Source organism: Halomonas flagellata (assembly GCF_022487945.1).
Lineage (GTDB): Bacteria > Pseudomonadota > Gammaproteobacteria > Pseudomonadales > Halomonadaceae > Halomonas > Halomonas flagellata.
The window spans coordinates 1-12,409 of sequence record NZ_JAKVPY010000021.1 but is presented as its reverse complement, the minus strand read 5'-3'; the positions used below and the strand labels follow the sequence as shown (position 1 = coordinate 12,409).

General features: G+C 63.9%; 11 protein-coding genes. 2 read left to right on the top strand and 9 right to left on the bottom strand.

Annotated features, from left to right (window positions below; all coding sequences use genetic code 11):
• Positions 1 to 14 precede the first annotated feature (14 nt).
• Entirely contained in the window at positions 15 to 686 is a 672-nt protein-coding gene (gene trhA, locus MKP05_RS16010) for a PAQR family membrane homeostasis protein TrhA (protein ID WP_240569241.1), read from the top strand.
• Positions 687 to 692: 6 nt separating this feature from the next.
• Here the strand turns inward: trhA and MKP05_RS16005 are convergent, their stop codons facing one another.
• From MKP05_RS16005 to MKP05_RS15985, 5 genes are all read right to left on the bottom strand, one after another.
• Complete coding sequence (locus tag MKP05_RS16005; protein WP_240569240.1) at positions 693 to 1,322, bottom strand: glutathione S-transferase family protein; 630 nt, start codon at positions 1,320 to 1,322, stop codon at positions 693 to 695.
• Positions 1,323 to 1,429: 107 nt separating this feature from the next.
• Entirely contained in the window at positions 1,430 to 2,281 is an 852-nt protein-coding gene (locus MKP05_RS16000) for a DUF6999 family protein (protein WP_240569239.1), read from the bottom strand.
• Positions 2,274 to 2,957, bottom strand: coding sequence for an iron-containing redox enzyme family protein (locus tag MKP05_RS15995; RefSeq protein WP_240569238.1), 684 nt, complete (start codon positions 2,955 to 2,957; stop codon positions 2,274 to 2,276). The genes MKP05_RS16000 and MKP05_RS15995 overlap by 8 nt, the downstream gene beginning before the upstream one ends.
• Before the next feature lie 2 nt (positions 2,958 to 2,959).
• Complete coding sequence (locus MKP05_RS15990) at positions 2,960 to 4,066, bottom strand: 3-oxoacyl-[acyl-carrier-protein] synthase III C-terminal domain-containing protein (RefSeq protein ID WP_240569237.1); 1,107 nt, start codon at positions 4,064 to 4,066, stop codon at positions 2,960 to 2,962.
• Positions 4,063 to 4,632, bottom strand: coding sequence for a diguanylate cyclase (locus tag MKP05_RS15985; protein WP_240569236.1), 570 nt, complete (start codon positions 4,630 to 4,632; stop codon positions 4,063 to 4,065). The genes MKP05_RS15990 and MKP05_RS15985 overlap by 4 nt, the downstream gene beginning before the upstream one ends.
• Before the next feature lie 131 nt (positions 4,633 to 4,763).
• Between MKP05_RS15985 and MKP05_RS15980 the strand changes: the two genes are divergently transcribed.
• The gene (locus MKP05_RS15980) at positions 4,764 to 6,143 is read left to right on the top strand and encodes an acyltransferase family protein (RefSeq protein WP_240569235.1); all 1,380 of its coding nucleotides are present in this window, start codon (positions 4,764 to 4,766) and stop codon (positions 6,141 to 6,143) included.
• A gap of 111 nt (positions 6,144 to 6,254) precedes the next feature.
• On the opposite strand, the gene MKP05_RS15975 is transcribed toward MKP05_RS15980, so the two are convergent.
• The 4 genes from MKP05_RS15975 to MKP05_RS15960 form a co-directional block, all read right to left on the bottom strand.
• Positions 6,255 to 7,367, bottom strand: a complete 1,113-nt coding sequence (locus MKP05_RS15975) for a hypothetical protein (protein WP_240569234.1) — start codon at positions 7,365 to 7,367, stop codon at positions 6,255 to 6,257.
• Positions 7,368 to 7,401: 34 nt separating this feature from the next.
• Positions 7,402 to 10,881: a toxin VasX gene (locus MKP05_RS15970; protein WP_240569233.1), complete on the bottom strand. Its 3,480-nt coding sequence runs from the start codon at positions 10,879 to 10,881 to the stop codon at positions 7,402 to 7,404.
• A gap of 12 nt (positions 10,882 to 10,893) precedes the next feature.
• Complete coding sequence (locus MKP05_RS15965) at positions 10,894 to 11,805, bottom strand: DUF4123 domain-containing protein (RefSeq protein WP_240569232.1); 912 nt, start codon at positions 11,803 to 11,805, stop codon at positions 10,894 to 10,896.
• 5 nt (positions 11,806 to 11,810) lie between these two features.
• On the bottom strand, positions 11,811 to 12,409 hold a 599-nt coding region (locus MKP05_RS15960; RefSeq protein WP_439109001.1), incomplete at its 5' end, for a bacteriophage T4 gp5 trimerization domain-containing protein.

Below are 12,409 nucleotides of genomic sequence, written 5' to 3'. Positions count from 1 at the left end.
TGGAGGAGACCCCCATGACTCCCCCAACGTCGCGAGGCGAGCACCACTACAGCGTCCTCGAGGAGTTGCTGCACAGCATCAGCCACGGCATCGGCGCCGTCCTCAGCCTGGGCGGGGGCACGGTGCTGATCGTCCTGGCCAGCCTGGGCGCCCAGACCGACCCCTGGAAGATCGTCGGCATCAGCCTCTATGGCGCCACCCTGGTGCTGCTCTATACCGCCTCGACCCTCTACCACGGCGTCCGCCACCCGCGGCTGAAGCGCCTGTTCCAGCTGCTCGACCACTGTGCCATCTACCTGTTGATCGCCGGCACCTACACCCCCTTCCTGCTGGTCAACATGCGCGGCACCACCGGCTGGACCCTGTTCGCCATCGTCTGGTCCCTGGCGCTGGGCGGCATCGCCTGCAAGCTGCTCTGGCCCCACCGCTTCGCCGTGCTGCGCGTGACGATCTATCTGGTGATGGGCTGGCTGGTCGTCTTCGCCGGCGACGAGCTGGTGGCGAGCCTCCCGTCGACCGGCATCGCCCTGCTGGTCGCCGGCGGCATCACCTACTCCCTCGGCGTGATCTTCTATGCGATCCAGGCGATCCCCTTCAACCACGCCATCTGGCACCTGTTCGTCCTCGGCGGCAGCACCTGCCACTACTTCGCGGTCTATGCCGCCGTGCTGCCCTTCGAGGCCTGAGGCGCCTCACGCCACCCCGGCCGCCTGCTGCTCACGCTCGACGGCCCTGGCCAGCGCAGGCCGCGACACGCAGCGTTGGCGATAGGCCACCAGCGACTCCGGCAGGCGGTGCTTGAACTTCACGCCCCAGCTCAGGGTATGGCCCATCAGCAGGTCCGCCACGGTAAAGCGCTCCCCCACCAGCCAGCCCTCGCCGTCGAAGCGCCGCTCCAGCGCCGCCAGGGCCCGCTGGAACTCCCAGGCCGCGGTGGGCAGCACCGCCGGCACCCGCTGCTCGCTCGGCAGGGCGAACGTGTGCTTGGCCTGGGTCCAGAGCGGTTGTTCGAGCTCGCCGATCACGAAGCTCAGCCACTGATCGACCCGGGCCCGGTCCTCGACCGAGGCCGGCAGCAAGCCGCCCGGCTCGCCATGGCGTTCGGCCAGGTAGCGACAGATCGCCGAGGACTCGAACAGCGTCAGCTCGCCATCCTGAAGCACCGGCACCTTGCCGTCGGGATGGCGAGCCAGGTGGGCCTCGCCCTGCCCCTCGCCGGCCATCATGTCGACATGATGGTAGTCATACTCGAGCCCCAGCTCCTCGAGGGTCCAGGCCACCCGCAGCGAGCGGGACGAGGGAAAGCCGTACAGCGTGATCATCCTGGTCACTCCTTCGACGTGACAAACGAGGCAACAAGCCGGTGTCGTTACGCTAGCAGCGTACCGGACGCTCGGGAACCATGCGCTATCAGACTGTAGAGCGACAATCAGACCAACGCCCCTCGACACCGCAACCGCTCCAGCCGCGCGTAGAGGTACTCGGTGAAGAAACCGTGCATCAGGAAGCGCTGGCTCAGGTTCCAGGGGCCGACCAGATAGTGCGGGTACTTGTTGTAGGCCATCTCGGCCAGGCTCGGGTCGCCGATCAACTGGCCGATGCGGATCGCGATCGACTGGTCGAGGTTGAAGCCGTTGATGGCGTCACGGTACTCCTCGCGGGTCAGCAGCAGGCAGAACAGGCACATGAACAGCGCGTGGGCGCTCTCGAAGTCCAGCACCTGGGTGCGCTTGCGCGGCGCCTCGCCAGCCACCCCCTCCAGCGGGCGCCAGTGCCGCCAGCTGATGGCGTGCGGCGACAACGCCGCCGCGGGAGGCCGCCAGTGGCCCAGTTCCTCGATGACCCGGAACAGCTCGTGGTCGTGCTTGACGAAGCTGGCGTCGAGCATGTCGTCGATATCGGTGGGGTAGAGCGTCAAGGGCTCGACCCCGAGTTCCTCGCTGTTGTCGATGAGGAAGTTGAGGACATTGGATTCGGTAGCGAAGTGACGAAGGATCAGCCGGTTGGCGTGCGGGCTGACAAAGTGGGTGCAGAAGGCGCAGATCAGTCGCTGCAGCAGCCCATGGGCGCGGAACTGGGGCAGCGGCAGGCGCTTTACGAACCAGATCAGGTGCAGCAGCATCGCCAGCAGGAACTGCAGCAGCGGGCGCAGCGACCAGCGCGTCGGGGTCTCGATATCGTTCAGCCACAGCCGCACCGCCTCGGGCTCGATGGGCAGGGAGTCGTCGACTGCCAGGGCCCGCAGGAAGGGGCTGCGAGGCCTGTTCCCGGTATCAGCCATGGTCGATCTCCTCCAGCTGCAGGGCATAGAGCCGCGCCACCACCCGTGCGGTGCGCAGGATCGACCGCAGGTCGCGCTGCGTGCGGCACACCCGGTCGATCAACGCGTAGAGCTTGTCCAGGTGGGCGTCGTCGTTCTCGCCGTGGTAGCGCATGAAGCGGGTGTAACGGCCGTCGCCGTCGGTGGCCTCGTCGATCCGCCGGGCCCAGTCACCGGCCATCTTCTGGCCCAGCCCCTCGATGATCCACATGGCGCCGATCAGGTCGACGGGGTTGGGCTGGCTGGCACGGTACATCATGAAGGCGTGCAGCGCCTCGCTGCCGGCATTGCGCTGCGCTTCCCGGATCTCGTCCGGCTCACCGCCCGCGGCGACGAAGTCGGCTTCCAGCATCTCGTAGTCGCGGTGCTCCTCCCGGGCGTGGCCGATCACCTCCGAGCGCACATCGGCGAAGTCGCGGTCGAAACTCGAGGCCCCGCGGGTGATCCAGCGTGCCCCTTCGATCACCTGCTGGCGCAGATGCAGCAACAGCGTACGGTAGTCCGCCCGGGTGAACCTGCCGCGCTCCAGACGCTGGATCACCGGCACCCGGCCCAGCTGGCGCTCGAAATCGAACCAGACGCGCATCAGGCCCTGAAGACACTCCTGACCCACCCGGGTGGTGACCTTGCTTTCCATGGCTACTCCTCCACGACCGTCAGTTGCATGTAGACGTTATTGAACCGGCCGCTCTCCGGCACCATGCACAGGAGGGTGTCGCCGGCCCGGTAGTGCTGGGTGCGGCGGAACTCGTCGAGCATGATGAACAGCGAGGCGCAGCCGGTATTTCCCCGGGTATAGAGGTTGGTGTACCACTTCGCTTCGGGAATGGCCGCCCCGGCCTGGGTCAACATGTCGAAGATCCTGCCGCGAAAGTAGTGCGACGAATAATGGCAGAGCACATGGTCGACCTTGTCCACCTCGACCCGCCCCTCGTCGATCAGCCGCAGCAGCCCGTCGACGCCGAGCTTGACGATGTTGTCGAGCAGGCGGACATCCTGGCGGATCAGCAGGGCCCCGGCGGCCTCCGCCTCGGCGTAGGTGGGGAAGTCCTGCCAGCTCCTGGCCTCGCCGGCGGAGGCCGCCTGGCCGACGCTCATGCACACCGGATAGGCATCGGCGTGGGAGATGCCGCGAATCCAGTCGATGCGAAAGCAGCGCTGCCGCGGGACGTTTTCCAGCAGCAGGGCACCCGCGCCGTCCGACAGCATCCAGCGCAGGAACTCGGCATTGAAATCGACCTCCTCCGCCACCGCCTCGTAGCGGCTGGCCTTGAACAGGCGCGACGCCAGCTCGCTGGCGACCACCAGGGCGCTGGCATGCTCGCCGGCCTTGAGGCCGGTGTAGGCGGCCTTCAGCGCCATCATGCTGCTCGAGCAGATGCCGTGGCTGCTGTGCAGCTCTACGCCGGACACGCCCAGCTCCGCCTGCACCATGCTGCCGAAACCGGGCAGCACCAGGTCGCCCTGGCTGGTGGCCACGCTCAGCATGCCGAGCCGCGACTTGCCCAGGTAACCCTGGTCGAGACACGCCTGCCCCGCCCGCGCCGCCATCTCGCTATTGCTGATGGTGGTGTTGTGGTCGGCATCGATGGCGTAGTGGCGCTGCCGGATGCCGTTGGACTGCAGGATCCGGCGCTTCAGGCGGCTCGGCTTGCCGTTGACCAGGCCGAGCACCGCCTCGATCCGTTCGTTGTCCACGGGGTCGCCCGGCAGGTAGTGCCCGGTGCTGGTGATATAGACGGTCACGAGGGTTGGCTCCCGTGCTTCAGGGCGTGGCGAAGACAGCGCAGGTTCTCTTCCAGGTAGGGAAAGACGCACAGCAGCGCCATGAACGTCAGGTAGTAGGGCAGGTAGCGCTCCCCGCCATGGGGTACGTCCAGGGGCACCAGCTGCATCTGGCCCTGCCAGGCGAAGGTCACCAGGTCCACCACCACCGGCCAGTTGATGACCATGATCATCGCCAGCATGTAGAGCGGCAGGCTGGCCAGGTAGCTGTGGGCGTGCATTTCCCAGATGCTGATACGCCGGCGCGGCGCCGCATAGTGAACGTCCCAGTGGGCCACCGCCTCATGCAGCACCCAGGCCAGCAGGCAGATCAGCAGGACCAGGACATTGATGCGGAAGAGCAGGCAGACAATGATGGGGATACCGACCTGAAGGCCCATCAACGAATGCATCAGCGACTCCTTCAGGCCCGACGTCTCCTCGATGCGGGTGGCCCGGTGGCAGCACCAGTCGGCAAAGCCGGCGAGCCCCCACAGGGGCAGGAAGACGTACAACAGCACATGGATCAGCAGTACCTGGGTATCCATGGGACGTCCCTCGGGTTCGGCACGATGGAGGGTGGTCTTGCATGGCGGCGGGGTTTCATGGAAGATGTTAGGAAACGGTGTTCGAAAACCATCTTAGCCAAGCACCGGGCTTTTGCAAGGGCCGATCGAAGATGAACAGTGCACCCCGGAACGCCAGCGGCCAGACACGCCAGGACAGGGCCGGCAGCGACACGCGCGCCAGGGACCGCTACCCCGATGCGCTGCGCGCCGGGGCGCTGCTGGTCGTGGTGTTCGGCCACTGGATCGCCACCCTGCCCCGGCTCGAAAACGGGCTGATGACCTCGACCGACCACCTGCTGCTGGTCTGGACGGGCGCCGGCGTGCTCACCTGGGTACTGCAGGTGGTTCCGCTGTTCGTGTTCGTCTCGGCCGCGGTGAGCGCGGACGGCGCCCAGCGCCGGCTGGAGCAGGGCGATCGGCAGCTGCACTGGTGGGCGGGCAGGGCGCTGGGGCTCGCTCGCCCCACCGTCACCTACCTGGCGGTGCTGGTCGCCTTCGTCATCCTCGCCGCCTATACCGGAGGGCGCCTGCTCGGCCCGCTCAACCACTCGCTGACCGTTCATCTCTGGTTCCTGATGATGCTGCTGGGGGTACAGGCACTGCTGCCGCTCAGCGTCTGGGCCGATCGCCGCTGGGGGCTCAAGGCCGTGGCGGGCCTGCTGCTGATCGCCGCCACGGTCGACGTCCTGCGCGCCGGCCTCGCAGCGCCCGGCGACCTGCTGGATCTGGGCACGCGGGTCACCGGCAACGGCGGCGGCATCGGCTGGCTCAACACCGCCGTCGTCTGGCTGCTGCCGCAGCAGCTCGGCATCGCCTGGAAACGCGGCCGCTTCTCCGGCCTGGGCACCGGCCTCGCCCTGCTGCTGCTGGGGCTGCTGTGGCTGGCCGCCGCGGTGGCCTCCGGCTACCCCGTCGCCATGGTCGATGGCGCGTTCGGCGCCCCCAGCAACCTGCTGCCGCCGACCCTGGCCCTGGTGGGCGTGATGTGGGTGCAGGTGGGCGCGGTGCTCGCCTGCGAAGGTCCGGTACGGCGCCTGCTGGAGCGCCGCCGGGTCGACAGGGTGGTGACGATCCTCGGCGCCCTGGGCATGCCGCTCTACCTCTGGCACAAGCTCGCCGAGCTGCCGGCGGCCTGGCTGGGCGAGCGCCTCGGCCTGCCCATCGACGCCGGCATACCGGGCGAAGTGGGCTTCTGGCTCGGCCGCCTGTGGTGGATCCTGCTGTGCATCGTGGCCGTCGCCCCGGTGATGGTCGCGGTGGTGACCTTCGAGATGAGCCGCAAGCGCGACGTGGTCTCGGCCACCGGCACCCCGGCGATTCTGGCCGGGGGCGCGGCGCTACTGGGCGGCATCATCGTCAGCCTGGCGCTCGGCGCCCTGCCCGGCGCCATCGTCGGCCTGGCCGGCGTGGCCGCCGCCTCCTGGCTGCTGCGGGCCCATCCGCAACCGGCGCGGGGGTCATGGCCCCCACCGAGCCGGCAGGAGCCCTGACAGGGGACCTCGGGCATGGTCGACTCCCCTCCAAGGGTTGGCTCCACCGAAACGGGACGAGGCTAATGGGTGTGGATAACGTGACACTTGGGTTATCCACACCCGGGAGCGCTATGCCTCGACTCCCTGGCGACGATAGGCGTCGGCGAAGATCTCTTCGATAGGGCGATGCGGGTCGCGCTGCCGGAGTCGGTTCACCTCGGCGGACAGTCGCACCAGCTCCTCGCTGGGCTTGGCCCACTGTTCCTTGGGCAGTGGTTTGGACCACTCTTCTACCTCCGCCGGGCGCAGCTTGGGGCGCGTCTTCATCAGGCGCTTGGCTTCCCACTCGGTCAGGTAGCCGGGCAGGTTCCATAACTCGATGACGTGATAGGCATACCAGAAGAAAGCGAAGACCGGCCCGACTTCACCCTTGGCCCGGCGCTCGCGCATTCGGCGACGCGCATTGCGCAGCGTATGCACCCCTTCCCAGGGCGGATCGTCCTTGCCGCGCGGCAGGTGAGGGTCCTGAATCTCATGCAGGGAGTGGACTTCATACTCCATATAGGCGCGCAATGCTTCCCAGTTGCTGATCGCCAGGGGCAAGCCCGCCGACACGTATTCGAGCTTCAGCCACTTGCCCGTCTCCGGGTGGGCATACCCGACGCCCATGCCGTACTGCTGTTGAACGCCGTACTGGGTGGCCCCGCGAGCTTCCACCACCCAGGCCATCAAGGACTCCCAGGGAACGAAAACGACTTCCTGCGTATCGGTCAGGGTAAAGCACACTTCGCGGCGCTGCCGATTAAAGCGAACGGGGATGCTTCGCTTCAAGTCCTGAATACCCATATAGTGGCCTATATACATGAGTAACAAGCCAGCCGTTCCGCCCACTACGCCTGACCAGAAAAATATCTTATAAAATAGAAAAAATTCGCCTGCAGTTACATCTGGTATAATTAGCCAAATGACAAAGGGGAAAACAATGAGGCATAATAATACAAAACCACACCATCCGGCGGTAATCATCTGCCAACCAAATACATTCGGCCAGCCCCCTCCTAAGTCCAGCCAAGTGTCGCTAATCTCACTTACGGCCTTGCTCATATCCAGCGGCGGCTGGCCCGTTGATAAGGGAAGGGGCGCCAGATAGGTAATGCTCCCGCCGGGAATCGCCTGGGTATCGCCCGCACGATGAGGCTGAGATAGCTCAGGCTGCGGCAGGTCCGGTATCTTCTTCTGCATGGTCAAATTCCTTTTCGCCTCTTATCACCTGCGATCAAAGATCGACAGCATACCAGCTCCCGGGGTCGCCTCGACGGGGAAACGCCGAGGGGGTATAGCGCTTGCCGCGACCAACCCCACCGCGCGGGTCGATATAGATATAGACGTCACTTGCCTGATAGTTGCCTTCGTCATCGAGGTGCTCCAGTCGCACCCCGACCACCCAATGTTCGGTCTCATACCCATGGGGGGTGGGCCGGTGTGCTGGTGCGCGCCCCGATAACACCACATGGCTATCATCGGCATCGGCACCTATCACCAGCGCTTCCGCCAGCTCTGATGTCGCTTCCAGCCAGTGTTCGGGTGCCCGTATCGTGCCTTCACGCTGCCATATCTGTATAGGCTGTATCTGCCATGCCTTGAGAGCCAGTCGCACCGGCGCTTTGCCCACGAGTGGGGGCTGCAAAGCCTGGGGGGTTAGCCCGGGCAGATTCAGTTGAATAAGAGAGTGATCAGGACGACGCGTCCAGTTGGGCCGCCAACTCTCTGTGTAGACCTCTTCCAGTGTTATATGAGCAGCTTGACTGATGCGCTGTAGCTCGCTCAGGTAATGCTCTAAGGTTTCATCGCCCTGCTCTGTTCCCCAGGGAGAGTGCAACAACCACTGATCGTGCTGACTGATATTGTGACGGTTATAGAGCCAGGTACCCCCGAGCTGTAGAACCGAAAACGCCAGGCCTATGGCATTGAAACGCCAAAACACCGATGCGAGTTGAGGGCCTGCCATTGCCCATGTCGTGGCACCTCGCGCAACAGCAATACCAGCCCTCGCATTGGAAATTAGCCCATAACCGTGTGCCCCCATTAACCCAGCATCGCCCACCATGGCCAGCGCAGCGGCCCCCTGAGCATTGCCGTTGCCACTACGCACAGCATCCTGCCAGTTACTCCTATTATTATATAATCCAAATATAGAAGCCCCGAATCCAGTAAAATACCCAGCAACCCCTAGACCAAAGTGCATTCGTCCCAGCTGAGCACTTACACCACTTGAACGACTGGCGTTGGCAGCGTTTGCTAATGCACGTGCCTGTGCCTGAAGTGCGGTATCACCAATACTTTGTGCTGCAAGGAAACCTGCTGTCGCAGTTGCTAAAACTGAACCTGACAGCCTGATATAGGCCTGCATTTTTTCACTGTTATCTTCACTATTCCGTGCTTCTTGAAAGACCTTTACAGCTGCCCACAGCCCCACTGCTTGGCCGATAAATACCAGCAACCCGACACCATCGCCCAATAGCCCTGCCGGCGGAGCTCGGTAGATTCCCTGACGGAGGTTGCTGGTCAGCCGCCCGACTGCCACGGCCTTGCCGGCATCATCGAACTCCAGCACCAGGCCGGCTCGGCCACTGTCGCCTTCCGACAAGGTAAGGTCGTCGGCACCCACGTCGCCAACCGGACTCAAGCCCGCCGCCAAGCGATGCTCGTTGGCGTCCAGTTGTGCCTGTACCCCACGGCGCTCGGCACTCAACCGGTCTCGCTCTGCTCCGGTCGCCTGACGCTTTCTGTTGTTCAAGCTGGTGAGGCGCTGGCGTAGGGCCAGGGTCTCTTCCACCAGATCCATCAGCTCTTCTAGACTCTGCGTCGAGAAAACGAAGCGGGCGCCGTTCTCCTTGGCGGCATCGACTATGCGCGCCCAGAGAGCGGGCGGATCAAGCTGGCGAAACAGGTCCTCGAGATCGGGCATGACGAAATTGCCCTGCCCCGTCGTCTGTTGCAGCTGTTCCATGATCCTGGCCAACCCCGCGCCCACGGCGGGCGTCAGGTTGGTTCTGGCACCATTCGCCAAGGATTGGATATTTTCAGGCAGTTCCGTCAGGTCGGGCAGCTTTCCATTTTCGGCCCCTTTCAGCCTATCTACCCAGCTGTCCAGATGATTCAGAATGCCGTATCCCGCGGCGATGAGAGATGTATAGTCCTTGATCAGCGCAGCTTGCTCCTGCAAGCTGCGGGTATGAAATAGGGGGCGATCGTACTCAGGATGCTCCGTCAACCACTGTTTTATCCTTTCGATGACCTCATCGTCTCGACAGATATCCCGCGTACAGGCGTATTCCGCCGAGAAGGCTTTCTCTACCTGCGCTTCGTTATCGGCGTCAAAATACCAGGCTGCCAAATGAAAATAGTTGGAGCACAGTATATCAGCCCGGTCTTGGCTGATATGGTTCAGGAGGGCATTCCAGCGCGCTAGCTTTGGACGCTGCTGCTCCAGAAATTGAGCCATGTCGCCGAGGCGAATATGGTCATTAACCCCGCGTTGACCAAAGGAGGCCCCTTCCAAAATATCGCGGACGCGCCGGTTATTGGTTTTCTTGAGGTCGAGCAAGGTGTCTAGATGCCGATCGACAAACTCACTTTCGGCTTCTGCCAAGGCATTGTTGGCATAGTAGCGGCGTATCTCCTGCTGTTGGATTTGCCCGATCGCAGAGGCATTGGTTCTACTGGGTTTTGGGCTTACCTCGAGCAACCTCTCTCTAAGATCACCCGGCAAGTCAGGATCGTAGGAGCGAGGAAGCTGCTCCTCTTCGTTTAGATAATTCAGCACGGCTTGCCGAGTACGCTCCCTATGCGGCTCATCCAGCCTGTCCAAATCACTCCAAAGAGCACTCTCTGGAGAGCCTTCCTCGCCAGGAGCCAAGGAATCCATGGTTTCTGCCGTCAACTGCGTGATGGATTCGATATAACAGCCCATCACATAGTTGCGCTGCGTGCGTTTTTCCTTCTCCTCCGTCCACTCCTCGATCCACCCCACCACGTTGTCCTGGTACATGGCCAGGTCGCGCATTACGCCAATATCGTCGCGTACGACCAGGCAGAGGCATTCGTCGCGATCCTTGACCTTGTGCTGCTTGAGCAGTTTCCCAAGACGGGACTTGTGGTAGTAGTGATCGTTTTCCCAGTGGTAGGCCTCGCCTTCCTGCTCGTGGCCGCCTTCGGGTTGTTCCAGCTCGGCATCTTCGGCGAATTCGGCGACCCACTCTTCTGCCTGGACAGTGGTGATCAGGTGTTCCCCGCCACCGGAAACGGGATTGGCTCCCGAGAGATCGACGGCCTGCATGAAGGCGTCGCGATCCGCTTCGCTCTGCTGCACCTGGGCACGCTTGGCGTCGGTCCACTGCACTTCGGAGAAGCAGACGTAGAGGGTCCGATCCGTCTCGTACTCGAGCTTGCCGCCGGTGATCTTATCGCCTTGATCACGAAACTCGTATTCGGCGAGGTCGTTGGTGTCACCATCGAGCACATAGAGGAAGCCGTTACGCAGCAGGCGAATGCCAAGAGGCCGCGCACTCAAGGTGCAGGGAGTCGAGCACCCGGGCACCAGCTCCTCGACCAGGCCATAGCGTAGAGGCAGCAGTTGAACCTTGCCGTTGATCAACGGGCAGGTGGCGCCCTCGTCGCTGTCGCGGCACGGCAGTTCATACGCCGCCAGTGCGCCATCACCGCGGTCATTATTGGGTCGCTCGAATGCGGACATATGACATGCTCCCTATGTCATGACGGGGGATTGATGAGTGTTGGCCGCTTTCAGGGCGGCCTCGAGACGCTCGAGGCTGCTGAGATGCTTCGCCGTGAGCCAGCGGTAGGCGGGGATATCGGTGGCGCGATCGCTCCAGGTGGTGATGCCGAGACGGGCCATCAGGGTGCATAGCAGCGCCCATTCTCGCGGCGAGGTGAAGCCCATGTCTCGGGCTTCACGCACGATCTCGAGGAGCTGGACATGGCGCTGCGGCCGGCTCGTCTCCATCAGCCAGCCAGCGCAGTGCTGGTCGACAAAACCCATTAACTGCCGGGCATGCCGGCGCAGGTCGCAGGCCTGCAGCCGTTGAAGCTGAGCCTCGGATAGACAATAGCCTGCCGGGGCAGGCACCAGTGGGGGCGCTTCGTCTGCTGCCGGTGCCCAGCTCTGCCACGCCTCGGCCACGGCATCCGGCAGCACCAGGCGCTCGATGGGGCCCCACGGCACCAAGGCCGGCGTACTACCCTCCTGCAACAGAGCAGCGATGACCGCCGGGTCGGCAAGCCGAAGCAGCATGGGCACGTCGAGCGGATGGCGCACCAGGATCAGGCTTCGCAAATGGTCTGCGACCTCGGTGAGGCTGGCTCCGCTCTCGACCAGATAGCCCCACTCCGGCTCCAGGCCGTCGGCGAGGAAAGCCTGGAGCACCGGATCATCCAATCCATTCAGCTGCACCAACCAGGGGGATACGTCTTTCACCTCGGCCCAAGGGGTGCCGGCGTAGAGCAGGTCTGCCTCCAGCCTGCCTTCGGACCATTCATAGAGCCGGCGTGGCAGTTCCTGCACTCGTACGCCATCGAGGAGCAGATAAACCTGCTTCTCGACGGGCCAGGCCCATCCACCCCCCGATAGTCCCGACGTCAACGGCCAGAGTTCCATCATGGTCTTCAACCGCTATTGCCCGATTCACACACTGGACACAAGGCCTGCTGCTGCAACAGTGCCGCGTGCTGTGGCGCCTGCACCGGAGTGAACTGGGGCGCCGCCTCCACCTCCCTCGGCAACACCGGCGCCTGGGCCGCCTGGCCGGAGCCGGAGCCGGGGCTGCCGCCGGAGTTGATCTTGACGCTGGCGCCGACGATGGTCACCCCAGAGGGGTCGAGCTTGACGAAGCTGCCGCCGGCCTGGAGGGTGATCTCGGCACCGGCTTCGATCACGACCTTCATGCCCGCCTGGTGGTGAATCTCCTGGCCGGCCTCCACCAGTTGGGCGCGGCCGGTCTTCTCGTGACGGCTAGCGCCGACGATCAGGTGGTCGTCGCCGTCGATCCGGGTGTGGCGCTGCCCGTGCACGGCCAGGTGGTCGTCGCCGTGGATCTCGCTCACTCGGTCGTGGTGTACGGTGAGGTGGCTGTCGTTACCGATCTCCTCGGTGCGGTCGTGGTTGGTCAACAGCTCCAGGTCCTTCTGGGCGTGCAGCCAGATCTGCTCGCGCTCGGCCTGGTCCTCGAAGCGCAATTCGTTGAAGCCGTCGCCCTGGTGGCTCT